Origin of the sequence: Janthinobacterium sp. SUN026, assembly GCF_030397625.1 — a bacterium.
GTDB lineage: Bacteria > Pseudomonadota > Gammaproteobacteria > Burkholderiales > Burkholderiaceae_D > Janthinobacterium > Janthinobacterium kumbetense.
Window position 1 is genome coordinate 535341 of record NZ_JAPQNU010000004.1, and the last position, 24129, is coordinate 559469.

The 24129-nt window shown below is 62.5% G+C and carries 21 protein-coding genes; 12 read left to right on the plus strand and 9 right to left on the minus strand.

Features of this window, described 5'->3' with window-relative positions; translation table 11 throughout:
- Positions 1–39: 39 nt before the first annotated feature.
- Both OX459_RS20745 and OX459_RS20750 read right to left on the minus strand, forming a co-directional pair.
- The gene (locus OX459_RS20745) at positions 40–1542 is read right to left on the minus strand and encodes a CoA-acylating methylmalonate-semialdehyde dehydrogenase (RefSeq protein ID WP_289906401.1); all 1503 of its coding nucleotides are present in this window, start codon (positions 1540–1542) and stop codon (positions 40–42) included.
- Positions 1543–1550: 8 nt separating this feature from the next.
- On the minus strand, positions 1551–2867 hold the full coding sequence (locus tag OX459_RS20750) for an aspartate aminotransferase family protein (protein WP_289906402.1): 1317 nt from the start codon (positions 2865–2867) through the stop codon (positions 1551–1553).
- 199 nt (positions 2868–3066) lie between these two features.
- Between OX459_RS20750 and OX459_RS20755 the strand changes: the two genes are divergently transcribed.
- From OX459_RS20755 to OX459_RS20780, 6 genes are all read left to right on the plus strand, one after another.
- A complete protein-coding gene (locus tag OX459_RS20755) occupies positions 3067–4524 on the plus strand; it encodes a PLP-dependent aminotransferase family protein (RefSeq protein WP_289906403.1) in 1458 nt (485 codons plus the stop codon).
- Positions 4525–4534: 10 nt separating this feature from the next.
- Positions 4535–5212, plus strand: a complete 678-nt coding sequence (locus tag OX459_RS20760) for a TetR/AcrR family transcriptional regulator (RefSeq protein WP_289906404.1) — start codon at positions 4535–4537, stop codon at positions 5210–5212.
- A gap of 91 nt (positions 5213–5303) precedes the next feature.
- Complete coding sequence (locus tag OX459_RS20765; RefSeq protein ID WP_289899796.1) at positions 5304–5819, plus strand: hypothetical protein; 516 nt, start codon at positions 5304–5306, stop codon at positions 5817–5819.
- Between the two features lie 141 nt (positions 5820–5960).
- Entirely contained in the window at positions 5961–6230 is a 270-nt protein-coding gene (locus tag OX459_RS20770; protein ID WP_289906405.1) for a hypothetical protein, read from the plus strand.
- Positions 6231–6390: 160 nt separating this feature from the next.
- Complete coding sequence (locus tag OX459_RS20775; RefSeq protein ID WP_099665365.1) at positions 6391–6813, plus strand: VOC family protein; 423 nt, start codon at positions 6391–6393, stop codon at positions 6811–6813.
- An 11-nt stretch (positions 6814–6824) separates the two neighbouring features.
- A complete protein-coding gene (locus tag OX459_RS20780) occupies positions 6825–7988 on the plus strand; it encodes a dipeptidase (protein ID WP_289906406.1) in 1164 nt (387 codons plus the stop codon).
- Position 7989: 1 nt separating this feature from the next.
- On the opposite strand, the gene OX459_RS20785 is transcribed toward OX459_RS20780, so the two are convergent.
- From OX459_RS20785 to xapA, 7 genes are all read right to left on the minus strand, one after another.
- Complete coding sequence (locus OX459_RS20785; protein WP_289906407.1) at positions 7990–9201, minus strand: nucleoside deaminase; 1212 nt, start codon at positions 9199–9201, stop codon at positions 7990–7992.
- A 10-nt stretch (positions 9202–9211) separates the two neighbouring features.
- A complete protein-coding gene (locus tag OX459_RS20790; protein WP_354004615.1) occupies positions 9212–9631 on the minus strand; it encodes a cytidine deaminase in 420 nt (139 codons plus the stop codon).
- An 87-nt stretch (positions 9632–9718) separates the two neighbouring features.
- The gene (gene deoA, locus OX459_RS20795) at positions 9719–11041 is read right to left on the minus strand and encodes a thymidine phosphorylase (RefSeq protein WP_289906408.1); all 1323 of its coding nucleotides are present in this window, start codon (positions 11039–11041) and stop codon (positions 9719–9721) included.
- 74 nt (positions 11042–11115) lie between these two features.
- The gene (locus OX459_RS20800) at positions 11116–13467 is read right to left on the minus strand and encodes an aldehyde dehydrogenase family protein (RefSeq protein ID WP_289906427.1); all 2352 of its coding nucleotides are present in this window, start codon (positions 13465–13467) and stop codon (positions 11116–11118) included.
- A 42-nt stretch (positions 13468–13509) separates the two neighbouring features.
- The gene (deoC, locus tag OX459_RS20805; protein WP_099665370.1) at positions 13510–14469 is read right to left on the minus strand and encodes a deoxyribose-phosphate aldolase; all 960 of its coding nucleotides are present in this window, start codon (positions 14467–14469) and stop codon (positions 13510–13512) included.
- Positions 14466–15659, minus strand: a complete 1194-nt coding sequence (locus tag OX459_RS20810; RefSeq protein ID WP_289906409.1) for a phosphopentomutase — start codon at positions 15657–15659, stop codon at positions 14466–14468. The genes deoC and OX459_RS20810 overlap by 4 nt, the downstream gene beginning before the upstream one ends.
- Positions 15660–15765: 106 nt before the next feature.
- Positions 15766–16605 carry a xanthosine phosphorylase gene (xapA, locus tag OX459_RS20815; protein WP_099665372.1) on the minus strand — a complete coding sequence of 280 codons (840 nt, stop codon included), beginning with the start codon at positions 16603–16605 and terminating at the stop codon, positions 15766–15768.
- A gap of 380 nt (positions 16606–16985) precedes the next feature.
- Here xapA and OX459_RS20820 point away from each other — a divergent pair, with 380 nt between their 5' ends.
- The 6 genes from OX459_RS20820 to OX459_RS20845 all read left to right on the plus strand — a co-directional run bounded on the left by OX459_RS20820 (position 16986) and on the right by OX459_RS20845 (position 24126).
- Positions 16986–18143 carry a carbohydrate kinase gene (locus OX459_RS20820; RefSeq protein WP_099665373.1) on the plus strand — a complete coding sequence of 386 codons (1158 nt, stop codon included), beginning with the start codon at positions 16986–16988 and terminating at the stop codon, positions 18141–18143.
- Position 18144: 1 nt separating this feature from the next.
- Entirely contained in the window at positions 18145–19074 is a 930-nt protein-coding gene (locus OX459_RS20825) for a pseudouridine-5'-phosphate glycosidase (RefSeq protein ID WP_099665374.1), read from the plus strand.
- An 87-nt stretch (positions 19075–19161) separates the two neighbouring features.
- A complete protein-coding gene (locus OX459_RS20830) occupies positions 19162–20064 on the plus strand; it encodes a LysR family transcriptional regulator (protein ID WP_289906410.1) in 903 nt (300 codons plus the stop codon).
- A gap of 379 nt (positions 20065–20443) precedes the next feature.
- Positions 20444–21439 (plus strand): BMP family ABC transporter substrate-binding protein, encoded by a 996-nt coding sequence (locus OX459_RS20835; RefSeq protein WP_086145103.1) that lies wholly within the window; start codon positions 20444–20446, stop codon positions 21437–21439.
- A gap of 81 nt (positions 21440–21520) precedes the next feature.
- Positions 21521–23050, plus strand: coding sequence for an ABC transporter ATP-binding protein (locus OX459_RS20840; protein ID WP_099665375.1), 1530 nt, complete (start codon positions 21521–21523; stop codon positions 23048–23050).
- The gene (locus OX459_RS20845; RefSeq protein ID WP_035824975.1) at positions 23047–24126 is read left to right on the plus strand and encodes an ABC transporter permease; all 1080 of its coding nucleotides are present in this window, start codon (positions 23047–23049) and stop codon (positions 24124–24126) included. The genes OX459_RS20840 and OX459_RS20845 overlap by 4 nt, the downstream gene beginning before the upstream one ends.
- The last annotated feature ends 3 nt before the right edge of the window (positions 24127–24129 follow it).

Below are 24129 nucleotides of genomic sequence, written 5' to 3' on the forward strand. Positions count from 1 at the left end.
CTTTCTTTGATCCTGCGGTGGATTTTCAGTGTAAAACCGTCACTTCATCTGGGGAAAAGCAAATTCCACACCAGCGCTTGCCGTGTTCGGCCAGCGCTGCATCACGGCCTTGTGGCGCGTGTAGAAACGCACGCCTTCGGGACCATAGGCGTGGTGGTCGCCGAACATGCTGCGCTTCCAGCCGCCAAAGCTGTTGAAGGCCATCGGCACGGGCAAGGGGATGTTGACGCCCACCATGCCGACCTGGATCTGTCGCACGAATTCGCGCGCCACGCCGCCGTCGCGCGTGTAGATGGCCACGCCGTTGCCATATTCGTTGGCGTTGATCAGCTCCACCGCATGCACCACGTCAGGACAGCGCAGCACGCACAACACGGGACCGAAAATTTCTTCCTTGTAGATGCTCATGTCGCGCGTGACGTGGTCAAATAAAGTACCGCCGACAAAAAATCCGTTTTCGCGGCCCGGCACCACATGGTTGCGGCCATCGACGACCAGGGTCGCGCCCTGCTCCACGCCCGAGGCGATCAGTTTTTCGATACGCTGCTTGGCGGCCAGCGACACGACGGGTCCCATTTCCGCACCATCGGCCATGCCGTCGCGCACTTTCAGTGCGGCCGTGCGCGTTGCCAGTGCATTGATCAATTTGTCGCCCGCGTCGCCCACGGCCACCACCACGGAGATGGCCATGCAGCGCTCGCCCGCCGAACCGTAGGCCGCGCCGATCAGCGCATCGACCGTCATCTCCATGTCCGCGTCGGGCATCACCACCATGTGGTTTTTCGCGCCGCCCAGCGCCTGCACGCGCTTGCCGCTGACACTGCCGCGCGCATAGATGTATTCGGCGATCGGCGTGGAACCGACAAAGCTGATCGCCTGCACGACAGGATGATCGAGCAAGGCGTCGACCGTCACCTTGTCGCCCTGTACCACGTTGAAGACGCCGTCGGGCAAGCCCGCCTCTTTCAACAGTTTGGCGTGCAGCAGGGACGCCGACGGATCGCGCTCTGACGGTTTCAAGACGAAGGTATTGCCGCAGGCGATGGCGACGGGGAACATCCACATCGGCACCATCACGGGGAAATTGAATGGCGTGATGCCGGCCACCACGCCCAGCGCCTGGCGCATCGACCAGGCGTCGATGCCGCGCGAAATCTGGTCCGTGAATTCGCCCTTTAACAATTGCGGGATGCCGACGGCAAATTCCACCATCTCGATGCCGCGCGCCACCTCACCCTGCGCATCCGCGAAAGTCTTGCCGTGCTCGCGCGTGAGCATGGCGGCAAAGTCGTCCGTGTGCTGCTGGCACAACTGCAGGTAGCGGAACAGCACGCGCGCACGCGTCAAGGGCGGCGTTGCGGACCAGGAAGGAAAGGCGGCGGCGGCCGCCTGCACGGCCGCATCCACGTCTTCCACGGTGCCCAGCGCCACCCGGGCCACGGGTACGCCCAGGGCCGGGTTGTACACGTCGCCATAGCGGCCACTATTCGTGTCGACTTTTGCGCCGTTGATGTAGTGGGTGATGGTGTCGAGATTGGTCATGGCGTTCCTTAGTCGAGATTTTTGAGTACCTTGGCCAGCTTGCCAAACAGCTCGTCGACATGCTGTTTTTCCAGCACCAGCGGCGGCGACAGGGCGATGATGTCGCCCGTCGTGCGTATCAGGACGCCATCGGCGAAGGCCTGCTTGAAGGCGTTGAAGGCGCGCGCACCGGGTTTGCCGGCGATGGGATCGAGCTCGATGCCAGCGATGAGGCCAATGCTGCGCAGGTCAATCACGTGCGACAAGCCTTTCAAGGAATGCACGGCGTCGCTCCAATACGCCTGCATCGCTTTCGCGTGGCCGAGAATGTCCTGTTCCTCGAACACTTGCAGGGTGGCCAGCGAGGCGGCGCAGGCCAGCGGGTGACCGGAATACGTGTAACCGTGGAACAGTTCGATGCCGGCCGGCGCATCCATGAAGGCGTCGTGGATATACTTTTTGCTGAAGACGGCCCCCATCGGCACCATGCCGTTGGTCAGGCCCTTGGCCGTCGTCATCAGGTCAGGCTCGACGTCGAAATAATCAGCCGCGAACGGCGTCGTCATGCGGCCAAAACCCGTGATGACTTCATCGAAAATCAAGAGGATGCCGTGCTTGGTGCACAGCTCGCGCAAGCGTTTCAGATAACCTTTCGGCGGAATCAGCACGCCCGTGGAACCGGCCACCGGTTCGACGATGACGGCGGCAATCGTCGAGGCGTCGTGCAGAGCGACGATGCGTTCCAGTTCATCGGCCAGGTGGGTGCCGTATTCGGGTTCTCCCACCGTGTAGGCGTTCTTGTCCAGGTTATGCGTGTGCGGCAAATGGTCCACGCCGGGCAACAGCGGGCCAAAGGTCTTGCGGTTGCCGCCGATGCCGCCCACGGAAATGCCGCCGAAGCCCACGCCGTGGTAACCGCGTTCGCGGCCGATCAAGCGGGTGCGTGCGCCCTCGCCGCGCGCCCGGTGGTAGGCCAGCGCGATCTTCAAGGCAGTGTCGACGGCTTCGGAACCGGAGTTGGTGTAGAAGACATGGCCAAATTTATGCCCCGTGTAGTCCATCAGTTTTTCCGCCAGGTCGAAGGCGGCCAGATGGCCCATCTGGAAAGTGGGCGCGAAGTCGAGCTGGCCCACCATGTCGCGGATGGCGCCGACGATTTTTGGCTGCGCATGGCCGCAGGGCACGCACCACAGGCCGGCCGTGCCATCGAGGATGCTATTGCCATCGACGTCCTTGTAATACATGCCTTCGGCCGACACGAGCAAGCGCGGATTGGCCTTGAAATCACGGTTGTTCGTAAACGGCATCCAGAATGCCGACATCGATTCCGGCCTTGTTTCGTTCATGACCTTCTCCTTGGGATGGGCTGGCGCGGGGCCAGGATCGTTTTTGACGAAGCGTAAAATAATTTACCAGTTGGCAAAAAGCTGATGTAATAATAGACAGGCCATCCCCAATGGCACAGATACACAAACGGCAAAGTATTCCAACCGTACAGGTCGAAAAACCACTACAGTTTTGTGCAAGGCAGCATAAGGAGCCACCGTGAAGCACAGCGACAGCGCAGACGATGCCCCCGAACAGACCAGCGGCTGGCCCGTGCTGGACATCGACCGCCAGAAAAAGGGCGGCCTCGTCGAACAGATCGTCATCGCCATCAGCGTCATGGTAGGCAGCCGCACCCTGCGCATCGGCACGCGCATGCCGTCCGTGCGCCAGTTCGCCCGCTGCAATGGCGTGTCGACGTTTACCGTCGTCGAATCGTATGACCGCCTGGTCAACCTGGGCTTGCTGTCGTCGCGGCGCGGTTCCGGCTATTTCGTCGCACGCCACGATATCGCCGCCTCGCCGCAGACGGCCGTACACACGAGTCCCACCGCGATCGACGCCCTCACGCCGGACCTGTATTCGGGCGTGTCCGACGCCCTGCCCGTGGGCGCGGGCTGGCTGCCGCCCGAGATGTATGGCGAAGCGACCGTGCTCGACGCCGTGCGCCAGGCCATGCGCATTCCCGCCAGCCGGCTGCGCGGCTATGGCCATCCGCTGGGCTTTCCCTCGCTGCGCCAGCACCTGGCGACAAGCCTGTCGGAAGAGCTGTTCCAGGTGGAGCCGGACCAGGTCTTGCTCACGCATGGCGCCACGCACGCTTTTGACCTGGTCCTGCGCAGCCTGACCAAGCCGGGCGACACGGTGCTGGTGGAAGACCCAGGCTACAGCAATCTGCAGTCGCTGATCCGCCATCACGGCTGTATCCCCGTGGGCATTGCGCGCGGCGAAGCGGGCCTGGACCTCGATGCGCTGGCCAGCGAGGCTGCGCGTACGCAGCCCAAGCTGATGTTCGTCAACACGGTGCTGCAAAATCCGCTCGGTACCTCGCTCAGCCAGGCGCAGGCGCACCGCTTGCTGGCACTGGCAGAGCAATTCGATTTCTGGCTGGTGGAAGACGATATCTACCGCGAACTGGCGGCGCGCGGCGACGCGTCGCTGGCGGCCATGGATGGCTTGCGCCGCGTGATCCGCGTGGGCAGTTTTTCCAAGACCCTGTCGCCCGTGCTGCGCGTGGGATCGATTTGCGCCTCGCCATCGCTGGTGGCCGAACTGGTACGCGTAAAAATGCTGGCGGGACTGACGACGTCGGAAATCAACGAGCGCGCCGTCTACCACGCCATCTCCGCGCGGCCCTACAAACGCATGGTGGAAAGGCTGGTGGCGCAGCTCGATGCGGCCCGCGAGCGCAGCATCGATTGCCTGGCGCAGGCGGGCATGGCGCCCGTGGCGCGTCCCCGCGGCGGCATGTTCGTCAGCGCCGGATGGCCCGATGTACAAACGCCGGAGTGGAATGGCAAGATCATCGCCGACATGGCCTTGAAGGCGGGCATCCTGCTGTCGCCAAACGAATTTTTCATGCTGCGCGCGCCCGAGACGGTGTGGTTCCGCTTCAACGTGGCCTACACCGATACCCCCGTGCTGCAAGCCTTCCTGCAATCGATCCGCCCACGCTAAAGAATCCGCCATGGCCAGCGACAAATCCCCTGCCCTTTCCGTGAAAAATGCCGGCGGCCGGCGCCTGCAAAACCGCGACCGCCTGGAAGCGGACATCCTGGAACAAGCCGTGCGCGTGTTCGCGGAAAGCGGCTATGAGGGCGCGTCGATCGCCGCCATCGCCGAACGGGCCGGCCTGTCGAAGCAAAACCTGATGTATTACTTCCCGTCCAAGCAGTTGCTGTACCAACGCGTGCTCGACGACGTGCTCGACGACTGGCTGGCGCGCATGGAATCGCTGGCCAATGAACACGACGAGCCGCGCGACGTGCTGCGCGCGTACATCGGCGCCAAACTGCGTTTTTCGCGCGAGCAGCCGTGGGCTTCGCGCGTGTATGCGCTGGAAGTGATCAATGGCGCCCCCCTGTACGGCGCGCAGATACGCGACCGGGTCGTGCCCCTGCTGCGCAAGGATATCGCCGTCTTCGAAGCCTGGATCGCCGCCGGCAGGATCGCGCCCGTCAACGCCACGCACCTGATGTTCGCCATCTGGGCCATGACGCAATCGTATGCGGATTTTTCAGCGCAGATGGCCCTGGTGCTGGAGCGCAAGCAACTCACGCGCAAGGATTACGAGGATGCCGAAATCCTGCTTACACACATGGTGCAGGCGGCCATCGCCCTGCCCGGAGCAGTGCCCGGCACGTGATGAAATTTCCAATGAACAATCTGACAGTGATAGCATGGCGCGCTGAAGCGTTTGCAATGGCGGCGCAATATCGACAGGATAGGGAACAGGCATGAAACAATGGTCATCGGCGCGCACCGCGTCATTGCTGGGCAAAGCTGCGTGCGCGGCGCTGCTGGCAGTGGCGGGCGCGGCACAGGCGCAGACAGTCGGCATGATAGATAACCAGCCGCTGAGCGAAACCTGGCTCAACGCGGGCTTTTATTCGTATCATTTCCAGCGCGACAAGAACCTGAACGACAGCAATCCGGGCCTGGGCGCCGAGTACCGCTTTTCCACCGTCGCCTCGGTCACGGCCGGCCGCTTCTACAATAGCGACCGCGCCTATTCGAACTACCTGGGCGTGTACTACCAGCCCATCAAGGTGGGCCCGCTGCGCGTCGGCGCCGTCGTTGGCGGCTTCAGCGGCTATCCGAAGATGCGCGATGGCGGCTGGTTCCCGGCCCTGGTCCCTACCATCAGCTATGAATACCAGCGCGTGGGCGTGAATATCGCCATCGTGCCATCCTACAAGGATCGCCTGTATGGCGCCCTCAGTTTCCAGCTGAAACTCAAGGTGTTTGAATAACCGTTTGTCCTGATTTGTCGCCGTTCGGCCCGCCATTCCTGCCATTCGTCGCATACGCGACGCCTGGCAGCGGGGTTTTGCCTATAGTGGATTCATCGCCAGCTTGCATACGCAGCGGCACCCACACGACAGGAGAACGGCATGAAAGACCTCAATTCGGCACCGGGCAGCACTTCCTTCAGCGCTTTCTGGAACGAGCTGTGCGCTTACACGCGCCAAGGCATGGCCGCCCTGCGCGCCATGTCCTGGCCCATGCTGCTGGCATGCTGCCTGGGCCTGGCGTTCGTGATCACCATCTTGCCGCTGGCAATCATGCTGTTTGCCCTCGTCATGCTGCTGAGATGGGCAAGCAACAGCGACGACATGGACGCGGACACGAAGGCAGCGAACTCTTCGCAGTCGCCGCAATAAAAATTTGCGTCATAGCAAGAGTGCAATGATTATTCTATGGCACTATGGATGGGCGCGGCACTGACGGGCATCAAACCCCTCCCGATGGATGGTATTGAGACGGAACGCTACGCAAGATTAACAATCGAAGCTACTCCCCCACAGCCATAGGAGTTTTCTGATGACCTCGACTGCAAAAGCCACAACCGGCACGACCATTCCCTGCCTGCGCTACCGCGATGCGCCCGCCGCCATCGAATGGCTGTGCAAGGCGCTCGGCTTTGAAAAACAATTGATTGTGCCTGACGGAAACGGCGGCGTCGCCCATGCGCAATTGAGCTTTGGCAATGGCATGGTCATGGTGGCGCCGGCCATCGACAGCGACTATGGCCGCCTGATGAAACTGCCCGGCGACGTCGGTGGCGCGAACACGCAAAACTGCTACCTGGTCGTCAGCGATGCCGATGCCGTCTACCGCAGCGCGCGCGAAGCGGGCGCCGAAATCGTGCTCGACATCAAGGATGAAGATTACGGCGGACGGGGCTTTACCTGCCGCGACCCGGAAGGCCATATCTGGAGCCTGGGCACCTACGATCCATGGTAAGACGGAGAACAATGATTATCAGTACCCTCGCCGCCGCCAGCCTTGCGCTGATCGGCGGTTTCCTGTCCGCTCCCGTCCTCGTCGATGAGCACCTCAACCGTGTCCATCCTCCGTCCGGCAAGGCGCCATCGGCAGCCACTGTGGCCCTGCACCAAAGCCTGTGGATCGCCGACCTGCACGCGGACAGCCTGCTGTGGCAACGCAACCTGAACCGCGACAGCCAGCGCGGGCATGTCGACTTCCCCCGCCTGCAGCGGGCCAACGTGGCGCTGCAAACCTTTTCCGTCGTCACCAAGACGCCGCGCAAGATGAATATCGAGCGCAATGACAGCGACACGGACAACATCACGGCCCTGGTGGTGGCGCAAGGCTTGCCGCCTGCCACCTGGAACAGCCTGCTGGCGCGCGCCACCTACCAGGCCGACGAGCTGCGCCAGCAAGCGGCCAAGAGCCAAGGCAAGGTCAGGGTCATCGGCAGCCGCGCCCAGCTGCGCAACTTCATCGCCGCGCGCGAGCAAGATCCCACCCTGCTGGCCGGCTGGCTGACGCTGGAAGGCGCGCATGCGCTCGAAGGCAAGCTGGACAACCTCGATACCCTGTATCGGGCCGGCTACCGCATGGCCGCGCCCACGCATTTCTTCGACACGGAACTGTCCGGCTCCCAGCACGGCTTGAAGAAAGGCGGCTTGACGCCGCTGGGCAAGCAATGGCTGCGCGCCATGGAGCAACGCAAGATGATCGTCGACCTGGCGCACGCCTCGCCAGCCACCATCGACGACGTATTGACGATGGCGAAACGCCCCGTGATGGTGTCGCACACGGGCGTGCGCGGCACTTGCGCCAACGGGCGCAACCTGAGCGACGCACAACTGAAACGCATCGCCGCCCAGGGTGGCCTGGTGGGCATCGGTTTCTGGAATACGGCCGTCTGCGGCAAGGACGTGGCGTCCATCGCGCGCGCCATCAAGTACACGGTAAAACTGATCGGTGCGGAGCACGTGGCCTATGGCTCGGACTTCGACGGCGCCGTCACCACGGCCATCGATGCGACGGGCTTGCCGCGCCTGACGCAAGCCCTGCTCGACGCAGGCTTGTCTGAAGCGCAGATCCGCCGCGTGGCGGGAGAAAACGTGCGCGACTTTTTACTGAAAAACCTGCCGGACGATGACGCCTAGGCTAGCCTAGCGCCTGGACCAGGGCCTGGTCGGCCACCTGGCGTGGCCGGATGCGTATCAGCTTGCGGTACAGCGGCGGCATCGACTCGCACAGCGCCAGCAGCGCGTCTTCCGCCATGACGGGTCGCACGTACTGGAATTGCGCCGGATTATTCTCCGGCAGTGCCCCCTCCATGGTGGAGCCGTAGGCGCCCAGGGTCATGAAACTGGCGGCGCTATCGTCCGGGCCGATGGCCAGCACGAAGGTACCGTGCTTGGGGTGGCCCAGGTAGCTTTTGAATTCTTCCTGCAGTGCCGGCGCCGCATTCGCCATCAGCTCAAAGCGCAGCTGCGCGTACTGGCGCGTGCATTCCATGAACGGCGTGCGGATGGCCGATTGCGCCACGTTTCCCGGCATGCACAGCAGCAGATTGCCGAAGGAATCGAGCAAGGCGGCCGCGTCGCCCTGGCCGCCATCGCGCACATCCTGCTCCATGGCCGCCTGCAGGAATGGCGCCAGGCCCGCATCGGGCGCGTGCGGGTCGCAACGGTAAGTCAGGGCATCGGGATAGCGGCGGCGCAGGGCGCGCACCACGGCATGCTCGGATGGCAAGGTGGCGGGATCGCGCAAGTACACGTCGTCGCCGGCGTTCAGCAGCTGCATCACCTGCGCCGATGTCGACTCGAACACGAGCGAGCACAGTGCCTGCGTCGCCTCGTGGATGCTCTTGCCGATGAAAAAAGATTTGGGCGTGGCGCCGGAAGGCAGGCGCGCATACTCGGTGGCGCCGCGCACGGCCGGATAGCAAAAGCTGCGACCGGCCTGCGCCTGCAACAGCGCCGGCAAGGCCGTAAACGTGGCGCTACCATCGTAATTGATGCCGGCCTTGACATCGGGTGCGGCCACCACCACGTTGAAACCGGCCGCCAGAATCGCTCCCGTGCACATGCAGCAGGGGTCGAGCGAGGTGACGATGGTGAGCTCTCCCGGCGGCGGCAAGGGCGTGCCCTTGGCCCGTTCGGCAAAATACCAGTCCACCAGCTGGCGCTCGCCATGCGCCGTGGGGTCGAACACCAGGCCCTGGCGCACGACGTTGTTGTGCATCGATTGCAGCACGTTGCCGGCACCATCGAGCAGCACGCCGCCCACGCCGAAGGTGCCTTGCGTCTTGGCGGCCATGGCTTCGGCCGCGGCAATCGCCACGGCGGCCTGGATGTCGATCGTCTTGTTCAAGCGGATCCTGTTACTTCATGTCCAGGTCGGAATTGCCGAAGCCATGCGGCAGCAGCCAGCCCGCCGTCACTTCCATGACATCGTTTTTCAGGTTCGTCAGGATCACCGGCAGGTCGGCGCCGCCCATCTCGAACATCACCTGGCGGCAGGCGCCGCATGGCGAAATCGGTTCCGCCGTGTCGCCCGTGACGGCCAGCTTGGCGAAATCGCCCGGTTTGCAGCCATGCGCGATGGCGCTGAAAAACGCCGTGCGCTCGGCGCAGTTGCACAGGCCGTAGGCGGCGTTTTCCACGTTACAGCCACGGAAGACGCGGCCATCCTTGCACAGCAGCGCCGCGCCCACCTTGAAACGCGAGTAGGGCGCGTAGGCCAGTTCACGGCCCGCATTGGCTTCGGCGATCAGTTCTTGGTTGTTCATTTTTTCTGCAATACCCTTGAATTCATAAGACCGGGGTCAGACCACCGCCGACACATAGCTTAGCGCTATCGCAAGCGGGGGGCTGACTCCGGTTTTCAACTACGGACGTATGGTACGGTAAATCACGGGATTGGCCGCCAGCGCCACCGCGCCGATGGCATACACATCCTGGATTTCCTTGACGGCTTGCTGCGCCGCCGCTGCCGTGCGCGCGTGCACCATGGCCAGCGGCTGGCCGACAGCAACCTGCTCGCCCAGGCCGACCAGGTCCGTCAGGCCGACGGCGAAATCGATGCTGTCGGTCGGACGGCGACGACCGCCGCCCAGGGCCACCACGGCCAGGCCGATGGCGCGGCAATCGCGCACGTTGGCGTAACCGGACGACAGTGCAGGCGCCGGCACGATGAATGGCGCCTGTTCCAGGTGCTTGTCCGGATGTTCGACCAGGTCGGCCGGGCCGCCCAGTGCGGACACCATGCGCGCAAAGCGCTCGGCCGCTTCGCCCGAATCGAGGGCCGCCATCAATTTCACGCGCGCTTCTTCCTCGGTGGCGGCCAGGCCACCCAGCACCAGCATCTCGGCGCACAGCGCCAGGGTGACTTCATGCAGGCGCGTTGGACGCGAACGGCCCGTCAGGTAATCCATGGCGCCGCGCACTTCCAGCGCATTGCCGGCGTACGGCGCCAGCGACTCGTTCATGTCCGTCAAAATCGCCGACGTCTGCATGCCCGCGCCATTGCCGACGGCGACGATGCTTTCGGCCAGTTCCACCGATTTGTCGTAGGTCGGCATGAAGGCGCCCGTGCCCACTTTGACATCCATCACCAGCGCGTCCAGCCCGGCCGACAGTTTCTTCGACAGGATGGAGCCGGTAATCATGGCCACCGATTCCACCGTGGCGGTGACGTCGCGGATGCTGTAGAAACGCTTGTCGGCCGGCGCCAGCTGCGCCGTCTGGCCGATGATGGCCACGCCCACTTCCCTGACCACCTTGCGGAACAATTCATTGTCCGGCACCGTGCAATAGCCTGGAATGGCGTCGAACTTGTCCAGCGTGCCGCCCGTGTGTCCCAGGCCGCGGCCCGAGATCATCGGCACGTAGCCGCCGCACGCGGCGACCATGGGGCCCAGCAGCAGGGAGACGACATCGCCCACGCCGCCCGTCGAATGCTTGTCGACGATGGGGCCCGGCAAGTTCAGCGAACGCCAGTCCAGCACCTGGCCGGAATCGCGCATGGCCAGGGTGAACGCCACGCGCTCGTCCATGTTCATGTCATTGAAATAGACGGCCATGCCCAGCGCCGCGATCTGGCCTTCGCTGACGCTGCCGTCAGTGATGCCGCGCACGAAAAACTGGATTTCCTCGGCGCTCAGCACGCCCTTGTCGCGTTTCTTGCGAATGATTTCCTGGGTTAACAACATGGAATAACTCCAATCATGAGATCTGGGGTCAGTCCCTGCGGATCTGACCCCAGCTTTGTAACGCTAGTGACCTATCAGACGCCGTAAGGAATCCACACGTTTTTCACTTGCGACGCATGCGCCAGCACGGCGCGGCCGCCGCTTTGCGCGGCGCTGTACCAGTCGCGGCCCTTCGCGCCGCCGACCCAGGTGCGCTTCAGGGTGCCGGCCGACAGGCGCTCGACTTCCGCGCAACCTTCGGCGGAACCGTCATGGCGCCAGACGGCGTCGATGTCGGCGTGCGTGGCCAGGGTGCGCGCCAGTTCATCGGCGTTGCCGCTGATGATGTTGACGACGCCGCCTGGCAAGTCGGACGTGTCGAACACCTGGTACAGGTCCAGCGCGGAGAGCGGATGCGCTTCCGACGGCACCACCACCACGCGGTTGCCCAGCGCGATGGCCGGCACCACCAGCGAAATGAAGCCCAGCAAAGGCGCTTCATTCGGGCAGACGATGCCGATCACGCCGACCGCTTCATTGAGCGCCACGGTGATGCCCTTGGTTGGCGGCTGGTGCGCCAGGCCGTCGTACTTGTCGGCCCAGGCGGCGTAGTAGAACAGGCGTTCGATCGATGCCTGCACTTCCTTCTCAGGATTTTTACTGCCCGTCATGGCAGCGATGCGGGCGGCGAATTCGTCGGCGCGCGCAGCGAGGTTTTCGGCGATGTAGTACAGCACTTGCGCGCGGTTGTGCGCCGTGGCGCTGGTCCAGCCGGACGCTTTATGAGCAGCTTCGACAGCATTGCGGATGTCCTTGCGGCTGCCCACGCCCACTTCGGCCAGCAGGGCGCCATTCGCGCCGAATACCGGGGTGCTGTAAGCGCTGTCAGGGCGCGCCTGCTTGCCGCCGATGTACATCTTGGCCGTGCGGTCGATGGCGAATGGGTCAGCTGCCGCCGGTTTCACATTACCCTTGGCTTTCGCCTCCACCACCGGCAAGGCCGGACGCGCATCTTCGGCCAGGGCCGTCATGTATTCCAGCATGCCTTCGCGGCCGCCCTCACGGCCGAAGCCCGATTCGCGGTAGCCGCCGAAGCCGCACGCAGCGTCGAACTGGTTGGCGCTGTTGATCCACACCACGCCGGCCTTGATGGCAGGCGCGGTGTCCAGCGCCAGGCTGATCGACTCGGTCCACACGCTGGCGGCCAGGCCGTACACCGTGTTGTTCGCCAGTTGCACCGCTTCAGGCGGCGTGCGGAAGCTCATCGCCACCAGCACGGGGCCGAAGATTTCAGCCTGCGCCACGGCGGCGGAAGTGGACGCGCCCGTGATCAGGGTCGGCGGGAACCACGAGCCGTCCGCCGGCAATTCGCACGCCGGTTGCCATACGTCGCAGCCTTCGGCACGGGCCGAATCGACCAGCGCAGCGATGCGCTGGCGCTGCACGGGGTCGACCAGCGCGCCAACGTCCATCGATTTGTCCAGCGGCGAACCGAGGCGCAGGTTTTCCATGCGGGCGCGTACCTTGTTCAGGAAGCGCTCCTGGATCGACTCCTGCACCAGCAGGCGCGAGCCGGCGCAGCAGACTTGTCCCTGGTTGAACCAGATCGAGTCGACCAGGCCTTCCACGGCGCCGTCCAGGTCCGCGTCTTCGAAGACGATGAACGGCGACTTGCCGCCCAATTCGAGGGACAGCTTCTTGCCGCTGCCGGCCGTCGCCTCGCGAATCAAACGGCCCACTTCCGTGGAACCCGTAAACGCGATCTTGTCGACGCCCGGATGGTTGACGATGGCCGAGCCCACGCGGCCGTCGCCGGTGACGATATTGACCACGCCCGCCGGCACGCCCGCCTGCAGGCACAGTTCGGCGAACAGCATGGCCGTGAGCGAGGTGAATTCGGCCGGTTTGAAGACCACCGTGTTACCCGCGGCCAGGGCCGGGGCGATTTTCCACGACAGCATCAGCAGGGGGAAATTCCACGGCACGATCTGCCCCACCACGCCCACGGCGCGGTAGTCGGCGAATTCTTCCGACTGCAGCTGCGCCCAGCCGGCGTGATGGTAGAAATGGCGCGCGGCCAGCGGCAAATCGATATCGCGCGTTTCGCGGATGGTCTTGCCGTTGTCCAGGGTTTCCAGCACGGCGAACAGACGCGAGTGCTTTTGCAGCAGGCGGGCCAGCGCGTACATGACTTTCGCGCGGCCATGGCCGCCCATGCCTTGCCATACGGGCAGCGCGCGGCGCGCCGCTTCCACGGCGCGTTCCACGTCGGCATCGGTGGCTTGCGTCAGCTCGGCCAGTTGCGTGCCGTCGGCAGGATTGGTCGAGGCGAACAGCTCGGCCGGCTCGCTCCAGGCATTGTCGATGAACAGACCGAATGTGCGCTGGTGGCCGTCGAGCCACGCCTGCGCTTCTTTTTGACTTTCGGGAGCAGGGCCGTAGTCCATAGTATTGAGAATCTCGTTAATTGTTGGCATGACGATTGTTCTTTAAGGTTGTGCGTGACGATGATTGGCCGAGTAGCTGCCGGTGACGTAGTGCTCGAGCTGGCGCTCGATGTCGGTCAGCAGGCTGGAAGCGCCGATGCGGAACAGGTGCGGCTGCAGCCATTCGTTGCCCAGCTCTTCCTTCATCAGGGTCAGGTATTGCAGCGCGCTCTTGGCCGAGCTGACGCCGCCGGCCGGCTTGAAGCCCACCTGGAAACCCGTCTGCTCGTGGTATTCGCGGATCGTGCGCACCATCGTCAGGGCCACGGGGATGGTGGCGTTCACGCCTTCCTTGCCGGTGGAAGTCTTGATGAAATCGGCGCCCGCCATCATGCAGACCCACGACGCCTTGGCCACGTTTTCCATGGTCAGCAAGTCGCCCGTGGCGAGAATCGCCTTCACGTGCGCTTCGCCGCAAGCCTTGCGGTAAGCCAGCATTTCGTCGTACAGCACTTGCCAGTTGCCGTTCAGGACATGCTGGCGCGTGATGACGATATCGATTTCCGAGGCGCCCGCGGCGACCGACAGTTCGATCTCGCGCAGCTTCGTTTCCATGCTCGTCAAGCCGGCAGGGAAACCCGTCGACACGGCGGCGATGGGCAAGCGGCCCTGGATGACTTTCACGGCCGGCTGGATCATCTCGTGGTACACGCACACGGCGCCGGTGCTCAGTTCCGTCAGGCCCAGTGCCTCCATCAGGTCGGCGCGCAGCGGGCGCATGGCCTTCATGCACAGGCGTTCCACGCGGCCCGGCGTATCGTCGCCGCCCAGGGTGGTCAGGTCGATCATCTGGATGGCTTTCACCAGCCAGGCGGCCTGGTATTCCTTTTTCACCGTACGGCGGTTCGCCAGGCTGGCCGCGCGGCGGTCCGTCGCGGCGCGGTTGACGCGGATCTGGTTGATCCAGCCCAGGTCGAGGCCAACGGCCTCGTTACGCTTGAATTCGGGGTGCATGAGTGTCATAACAAGCTGGTTCCATTAGCAAGTGGTGGTACGCCAAGGTGCTTGGCGAGGGTTTGGCCAATATCGGAGAACGTCTCGGAAATGCCCAGTGCGCGCGGAGCGACGCCGGGGCCGAAGAAGATCATCGGAATGTGTTCGCGGGTGTGGTCGGAGCCGTGCCAGGTAGGATCGCAGCCATGGTCGGCGGTGATCACGACCAGGTCGCCTTCCTTGAGCTTGGCCATGAATTCCGGCAGGCGCGCATCCATTTCGCGCAGCGCGTCGGCATAGCCTTCGACGTTGCGGCGGTGGCCGAAAGCCTGGTCAAAATCGACGAAGTTCACAAAAGTGAGCGACTTGTCCTGCACTTCATCGGCCGTCCTCAACAGCGCTTCGAACAGCGCCATGTTGTCGACGCCCTTCACGACGCGCGAGATGCCCTGGGTGGCGAAAATGTCGCTGATCTTGCCCAGGCCGACGACTTCGCCGCCCGCATCCTTGACGTGGTCGAGCAGGGTCTTGCTTGGCGGCGCAACGGCGTAATCGTGGCGGTTGGAAGTGCGCGTGTAATTGCCATTGCTGCCGGTGAACGGGCGGGCGATCACGCGGCCGATGTTGTACGGTTCGACCAGCTTGAAGGCCATTTCGCACACTTCATATAGGCGCTCGAGGCCGAACGACTCTTCGTGCGCGGCGATCTGCATCACCGAGTCGCCCGAGGTATAGATAATCAGCTTGCCCGTGGCGACGTGTTCATCGCCATGCTTGTTGATGATGTCCGTGCCCGAGGCATGGCAGTCGCCGAGGAAGCCCGGCACGCCGGACATGGCTTTCAGCTTGTCGGTCAGGTCGGCCGGGAACGACGGCGTCGTGCGGGGGAAGTAGCCCCAGTCGAATTCGACGGGCACACCGGCGATTTCCCAGTGGCCGCTCTGCGTGTCCTTGCCGGTGGAACGCTCGCGCGCCGCGCCGTAGGCGCCCGTGAAACCGTCGCGCTGGTCGAAGCCCGTGGCCCATTCGCCGCTGGCCAGGTGCGCCGCGGCGCCCAGGCCCAGGCGTTCCATGTTCGGGAGTTTCAAGGTCTTGCCGCTTTTGGCGACAGTGCTGGCAATATGGCCAAAGGTATTGGCACCTGCGTCGCCATACTTGGCGGCGTCTGGCGTCGCGCCAAGGCCGAAGGAATCAAGCAGGAGGATAAATGCGCGTGACATGATAAGGCTCGCTTTGTGGATGATGCGGACAGTGTAGGCCGGATTTTCCCGGCCTGCCGCGCGGCAGCGCCGGTGGCCGGCGCGCCGCTACTGCATAAAAAATTGCTTAGGCTTGCGGTTTTTCAGCGACTTTGGAGAGGAAAGCGAGGATCAGCTTGACCAGGTCTTTGGCGCCGATGGCCGCGTATTTCAGGGTTTGTTCGTGCGACAGGGCGAATGGCGACATGCCTTCGGCCAGGTTGGTGATGACGGACACGCCCACCACTTTCAGGTCGCAATGACGGGCCGACACCACTTCCGGCACCACCGACATGCCGACCGTGTCGGCGCCCAGGCGGGCCATCATGCGGATTTCCGCAGCAGTCTCGAAGTTCGGGCCTGGGTAGGCGACGAACACGCCTTCGTGCAGGGTGATGCCGTTCGTGGCGGCCGTGTCCTTGACCAGGTTGCGCAGGTCCGCATCGTAGGCGTTGGCCATGCTGAAGAAGCGCGGGCCGAAGCGGTCGTCGTTCGGGCCGACCATCGGCGTGCCTGGCAACAGGTTGATGTGGTCGCTGATGGCCACCAGGCTGCCCGCGTCCACTTCAGGGCGCAGGGAACCGGCGGCGTTGGTGACGAACAGCATTTCGCAGCCCAGCAGTTTCAGGGTGCGGATGGCGCTCGTCATGACGCCCATGCCATAGCCTTCGTAGAAGTGGCCACGGCCCTTCATGCAGACGACGGCGACGCCCGACAGGGTGCCGACCACCAGTTCGCCGGCGTGGCCGTGCACGGTGCTGATCGGGAAGCCTGGCAATTCGTCAAAGCTGATGCTGACGGCATCCGTCATCTGCTCGGCCAACACACCCAGGCCGGAGCCGAGGATCATCGCCACGCGCGGCTTGAAATTTGCAGGAGCGCGGGCACGGATGATTTCGGCGGCGTGGAAAGGGCTGTTGTTCGACATGGTTATCCTCTGATTGACTAATGATGATGGGTTGCTGCCTGTGCGGCCGTGCCCGGTGAAGGACTGCGGCCCAGGTATCGGCTAAGTATGGTGTTACAGGTATATCGAAATGCGTATTGCCACTATTTGCCGCCACTATGCATCAAACGGAATATGTATGGCAAATACCATTTTTCTTGCCCATTTATACAATTCAAATATAAATGGCCGACATTATAGTCCAGGCAAGCCCAGACCTGCCATGCCCCGAAAATGCATGCATACAAGCTCCATACGACCGCTTTTCGCGCACGCCTGACACGGGCTTGACATGGGCTTGACACATGAAAGACAAATGTTTACAGTCGCAGACAAATGTTTAAACCTTCAGCGAAAACCTTGTGACCGACACCAATAAAAAAGACCAGCTGTACACGCTGATCCGCAACAACCCCTTCATCTCGCAGCAAGACCTGGCGAGCGAACTGGGCTTGTCGCGCTCGGCCGTCGCCGGCCACATCGCCGGCCTGATCCGCGAGCGACGCCTGCTGGGACGCGCCTACGTGCTGCCCGACAGCCGTCCCGTGCTGTGTATAGGCGCCGCCAACCTCGACCGCAAGATGCGCACGCTGGCGACCTTGCAGATGGGCACCTCGAATCCCGTGCGCTCGGAAGAAGTGTTTGGCGGCGTCGGCCGCAACATCGCGGAAAACCTGGCCCGCCTGTCCATTCCCGTCGCCCTGCTGACGGCGCTGGGCGACGATGCGGCCGGCCACGCGCTGCAGACGCACGCGGAAGACGCGGGCATCGACATGCGCGGCAGCTTGCATTTGAGCAACACCAGCAGCGGCACCTATACGGCCGTGCTCGACGAACATGGCGAAATGCTGCTGGCGATGGCCAACATGCAACTCTACGAACAGCTGACGCCCGCCTTTTTGCACAGCCGCCAGCCGCAGCGCGCGGCCGCCGCCCTCACCGTCTGCGACCTGAACCTGGGCCACGACAGCGTGCAGGCGCTGCTGGCCGATGCGCGCCAGGACGCCGCCCATGCGACGCCGCTGGTCATCGTCGCCGTCTCGCAGCCGAAGATGGCGCACCTGCCGCAAGACCTGACGGGCTTGCATTTGCTGATCCTCAACCGTGGCGAACTGGAAACGCGCGTGGCGCGGGCCTTGCCCACGGCGTTCGAAGTGCGCGCCGCCTGCCGCGAAGTGCAGCGCCAGGGCGCGCGCCAGGTGATCGTCACCTGCGGCGGCGAAGGCGTGTACTTCACGGATGGCGACAGCCTGGACGCGCCTGTCGTGCACCTGGCCGCGCGCGAAGTGGACGCCGTCGATGTGACGGGCGCCGGCGACGCGTTCTCCGCCGCCGTCTGCTGGTCGCTCTACCACGACAGCAGCGATTTGAAACTGGCGTGCCGGCGCGGCCTGAAACTGGCCGCCATGACCCTGGAATCCGCGGCCACCGTCTCCCCCCAGATTTCCGCCGGCGCGCTCGACAACATTGACGACGCCGACCTGGCGCCGCCCCCACCTACCCTCTTTCAACAGGATTAACATGACTCAATTACAGAATTTCCTCTTGTTCTCGCAAGAAGTGCTCGACGCGCGCGCCGCCGGCAAGGCCATCGTGGCGCTGGAATCAACCATCATTTCTCACGGCATGCCGTATCCGCAAAACGTGGAAATGGCGCGCGAAGTGGAGCAGATCATCCGTGACGGCGGCGCCGTACCGGCTACCATCGCCATCATCGGCGGCAAGATCTGCGTGGGCCTGTCGCCCGAACAGCTGGAATTGCTGGGCACCTCGCCCGACGCCATGAAAGTCAGCCGCCGCGACCTGCCGTTCGTCCTGTCGCAGGGTAAACTGGGCGCCACCACCGTGGCGGCCACCATGATCTGCGCGGAACTGGCGGGTATTTCCGTGTTCGTCACGGGCGGCATCGGCGGCGTGCACCGCGGCGCCGAAACGAGCTTCGACATTTCCGCCGACTTGCAGGAACTGGCGCAAACGTCCGTCGCCGTCGTCTGCGCGGGCGTGAAATCCATCCTCGATATCGGCCTGACCCTGGAATACCTGGAAACCCATGGCGTGCCCGTCATCAGCGTGGGCCAGGAAGGCTTCCCCGCCTTCTTCACGCGCGAAAGCGGCTTCAAGGCCGATTTCCGCCTCGATACGGCCGCCGAACAGGCTGCCTTCATCGGCACCAAGTGGCAACTGGGCTTGAAAGGCGGCGTGATCGTCAGCAACCCCGTGCCGGCCGCGCAAGCCATGCCCAAGGAAGAAATCGACGCCATCACCACGCAAGCGCTGCAGGAAGCGGACGCGGGCGGCGTGAAGGGCAAGCAGGTCACGCCATTCCTCTTGTCGCGCATCAAGCAGCTGACGGATGGCCGCAGCCTGGCGACGAATATCGCGCTGGTCAAGCACAATGCCCAGGTCGGCACGGCGCTGGCCATTGCCATGCAGGCAGTCGTGGCACGATAATAGGACTGCTGTAAAGAAAGCGCGCATGCCGGCAACCAGGCCTGCGCGCCGTTCCATCGCCTAGCACCACGCAACGCCAAGGAAAGCATGTCCATCGATCTGAAACAGTTAAAGTATTTTCTTGCCGTTGCCGAGGAGAAAAGCTTCAGCCGCGCCGCCGAGCGCCTGCATATCTCGCAGCCGCCGCTGAGCCAGCAGATCATGAAACTGGAAAGCGAACTGGGCGTACGCCTGTTTGCACGCACCACGCGCACGTTCGAACTGACCGTGGCGGGCAAGGCGCTGATGAACGAGGCGGCCGACCTGCTGGCCAAGATGCGCATGACCATCGACACCATCCGCCAGATCGACCGCGGCGAAGTGGGCCGCTTGCGCGTAGGCATCGTCGGCTCGGCCATGTGGGGCCCCATCCCCAGCCTGCTGGAAGAATTCCAGACCAAATTTCCCCGCGTCAGCTGGACCATCCATGAATTTGGTCCCACGGTGCAATACGAAGCCTTGCGCGCCAAGCAAATCGACGTGGGCTTCTGGCGCGAACCCAAGCTCAACGACGACGACTTGCGTCACGACAATTTACGCCAGGAACTGTGTTTCCGCGAAAACGTCTGCGTGGCCGTCAATGAACACCATCCGCTGGCAAAAAACACGTCCATCGAACTGATCGACATCGCCCACGAACCGATGCTCACCCTGAACCTCGACAAATCCGCGTTTCCCCGCTATCTGGTGCAATGCTGCATCAATGCCGGCTTCGAACCCGTGATCTTCCAGGAAGCGAGCGAACCGCAAACCCTGCTGGCCATGGTGGGCGCGGGCCTGGGCGTGACCCTGGTGCCGGAAACGACGAGCCGCATCGGCTGGCCCGGCGTGGTGTTTCTGCCGATCAAGACCAATCCGCCGTCGGCCAACCTGTATATCAGCTACACCACGCTGGACGACGCGCCCGTCGTGCGGGCCTTCTTGAATATTCTGAATCCCCCCACCGCTTGAAGCCGCAATTTATATGGCTTTCATATAAATAACTAAACAAAAACGTATTTGTCATACATATCTGGCATGATGCATAGTGATTCGGACGCCCATCGCGGCGCCGGTCCCGTGCATGCCCTGCCCGTCAACTGACGGCGCATCCCAGCCCGCTCCGGCAGCCCCCTTCGATGTTGTACCTGTAAAAGAGACAGGGTCGACTGTTGCATGAGCATCACATTGTCGACATAAAAGCAGTCAAGGTCAGCAATGATCTTGTGCAATACAGTGCAATGTTGATAAGGAATTATCACCTCGTGCATCAAAAACAGGCTAAATCGGCCCCAAATTATATGTTTCACCTATAAAAAATATACAATATCGATCTTCCAGGAGCCAATTCATGAAACTTACACAATTTAGTTTGACGATCGCAGCCGTATTTCTGACTGCTCAAGCGTCCGCGGCTACCCCAAAACTGGGTGTCGTGTATGACGCGGGCGGCAAGTTCGACAAGTCGTTCAACCAATCCGCTTTCGAAGGCGCCTCGCGCTTCAAAAAAGACACGGGCATTTCCTTCATCGAAGTGCAAGCCTCCAGCGATACGCAAGCCGAGCAAGTCATGCGTGGCCTGGCCCGCAAGAAACTCGACATGATCGCCGCCATCGGCTTTGCGCAAACGCAAGCCGTGCAAAAGGTCGCCAAGGAATTCCCGAACGTAAAATTCGTGCTGATCGACGGCCAGGCCGCCGGCAGCAACGTCAATTCCGTCGTCTTCAAGGAAGAAGAAGGCTCCTACCTGGTGGGCGTGGCTGCGGCCATGGCCAGCAAGAGCAAGAAGGTCGGCTTCATCGGCGGCATCGATATTCCCCTGATCCGCAACTTCGCCTGCGGCTACGCGCAAGGCGTCAAGGCAGTGAATGCGAAAGCGGAAATCACGCAAAACATGGTCGGCACCACGTCCGGCGCCTGGAATGACCCGGCCAAGGGCGGCGAACTGGCCCGCTCGCAATTCGAGCGCGGCGTCGATGTCGTCTTCGCCGTCGCAGGCGGCAGCGGCATGGGTACCCTGCAAATGGCCAAGGAAAAAGGCAAGCTGGCCATCGGCGTCGATTCGAACCAGAACCATTTGTATCCAGGCAGCATCCTGACCTCGATGGTCAAGCGCGTCGACAACACCGTCTATGACAGCTTCATGGAAGTCAAGAACGGCACCTGGAAGGGCGGCGTCAGCTATAAAGGCTTGAAAGAAGGCGGCGTGGACTGGGCGCTCGATGCGAACAACCGCAAGCTGATTACGCCGGAAATCGAAAAGCGCGTGTTGGGTGCGCGTAAGGACATTATCGATGGCAAGATCAAAGTGATCGATTACCGCGTCGGCAGCAGCTGCCCGGTTTAATTTTTCTCCGTATCTTTTAGCGCGCCGCCGGGGCCAGTCTCCGCGCGGCGCGTTTCCATGAAACTATCCAGTTATGAACCTATGCAGCCAGCAGTAGAATTTCGCAGCATTTCCAAGCAGTTTGGACATGTGAAGGCGAACGCCGACGTCAGCTTCTCCATCGCCAAGGGCAGTATCCACGGCCTGGTGGGGGAGAACGGCGCCGGCAAATCGACCTTGATGAGCATCCTGTACGGGTATTACCGTGCCGACGGCGGAGAAATCTTGCTCGACGGAAAAGTACAACCGATCCGCAACAGCCAGGAAGCGATCAACCTCGGCATCGGCATGGTGCACCAGCACTTCATGCTGGTCGAGAACTTCACCGTTCTCGACAATATCATGCTGGGCACGGAAGGCGGTTTTCGCCTGGCCAGCCACCGCACGGAAGCGGAAGCGAAGTTGCGCGAGATTTGCGCCCGCTACCGCCTCGATGTCGACCCGCTGGCGAAGATCGAAGACCTCTCCGTCGGTGCGCAGCAGCGCGTGGAAATCCTCAAGCAGATTTACCGCAGCGCCAATATCCTGATCCTCGACGAGCCGACAGCCGTGCTGACGGCCCAGGAAACGGCTTCGCTGTTTGAAATCTTGCGCCTGTTCAAGGAACAAGGCAAGACCATCATCTTGATCACGCACAAGCTGCAAGAGATCCTGGAAATCACCGACAACGTCACCGTCATGCGCGGCGGCACGGTGGTGGGCGCCGTGGCGACCGCCGGTACCTCGAAAGAGGAACTGGCCAACATGATGGTCGGCCGCCCCATCCAGAGCCACTTGCCCCGCGCACCGTACAATCCGGGCGCCACGGTGCTGGAAGTTGACGGTTTGCAACTAGCCGACGACCAGCAAGTCAAATTGCTTGCCGACATAGGTTTTAATCTGCGCGCCGGCGAAATCGTCGCCATCGCGGGCGTGTCGGGCAATGGCCAGAGCGAACTGCTGGAAATTCTGTCCGGCATGCGTTTACCGACGTCGGGCAAGCTGCGCTTCCTGGACAAGGACTTGCCGTTTGCCAAGCGCCACGATGCCGACGGCTTGCCGCTGGCCTTCCGCGAACTGGGCATCGCCCACATTCCGGAAGACCGCTTGCGCGATGGCGTGGTGAAAAATTTTTCCGTCATGCAAAACACCATCCTCGGTTACCAGGACCACCTGAAAAACCGCTGGGGCTTGTTCAACTTCAAGGCCATCGGCGCCCGCTGCGCGCAATTGCTGAAAACTTTCGACGTGCGCCCGGCCAATCCGGACTTGCGCATCGGTTTGTTGTCCGGCGGTAACCAGCAAAAGGTGGTGATCGCGCGCGAAGTACTGGCCAAGCCAAAACTGATGCTGGTGGGCCAGCCCACGCGCGGCGTCGACATCGGCACCATCGAAAGCATCCATACGCAATTGCTGGCCCTGCGCGACGCGGGCGTGGCGATCCTGCTGGTGTCCGTCGAACTGGAAGAAGTGCGGGCGCTGGCCGACCGCATTCTCGTCATGTGCGGCGGACGCATCACCGGCGAACTGAAAATTGAAGAATTCGATACCACCCGCATCGGTCTGTTGATGGGGGGAATGCATAAATCATGAATAACGACTTGCCACGCTGGGCGACAGCCTTTGTCATGCCCATGTTAAACCTGCTGTCGGCCTTGCTGGTCGCAGCCCTGGTGATTTATATGCTGGGCGAAGACCCGGCCGAATCGCTGTCGATCCTCGTCCACAGCGCCATCCTCAATCCGGAAGGCTTGAGCTATACCCTGTTCTACGCCAGCACCTTCATCTTCACGGGCCTGTCGGTCTCGGTGGCGATGCAGGCCGGCCTGTTCAATATCGGTTCCGAAGGCCAGATGTATATCGGCGGCCTGGGCCTCACCGTCGCCATGCTGGCTTTCGACCAGACCCTGCCCGCCTGGTTGCTGATTCCGGCCGCCATGATCGGCGCGGCCCTGTTCGGCGCGCTGTGGGGTTTCCTGCCCGGCTACCTGCAGGCGAAGCGCGGCAGCCATATTGTCGTCACCACCATCATGTTCAACTTCATCGCCGCCAGCCTGATGAACTTCGTGATCGTGAAATACCTGATCCCGCCAGGCGAACAGAACACGGCCAGCCGCGTGTTTGCGGAAAGCGGCGAAATGCCGCGTCTGTCCACCTGGTTCCCGTCGCTGGGCGACACCCCGCTGAACATCAGCTTTATCCTGGCGATTGCCGCGCTGGTAATTTACGGCGTGATGGTCTGGCGCTCGTCGTGGGGCTTCAAGCTGCGCGCCACGGGCCTCAACAAGCACGCGGCCCACTATGCGGGCGTGTCGATCAGCAAGATGATCATCATCGTCATGCTGATCTCCGGCGCGCTGGCGGGCTTAGGTTCCGTCAATTCCATCATGGGTTCGACGCATTATCTGTCGCTCAATTTCGTCGGCGGCGCCGGCTTCATCGGCATCGCCATCGCCCTGATGGGCCGCCAGCATCCGGTCGGCATCTTCCTGTCGGCCGTGCTGTTCGGCGCGCTGATACAGGGTGGTTTCGACTTGTCGCTGGAAAAACCGAATATCCCGACGGAAACTTTCATTTTCATCCAGGGCTTGATCATCCTGTTCTGCGGCGCCATGGAAAACTTCTACGCACCGGCCATTTCCGCCCTGCTCAAGCGCACCAAAGGCTAACAC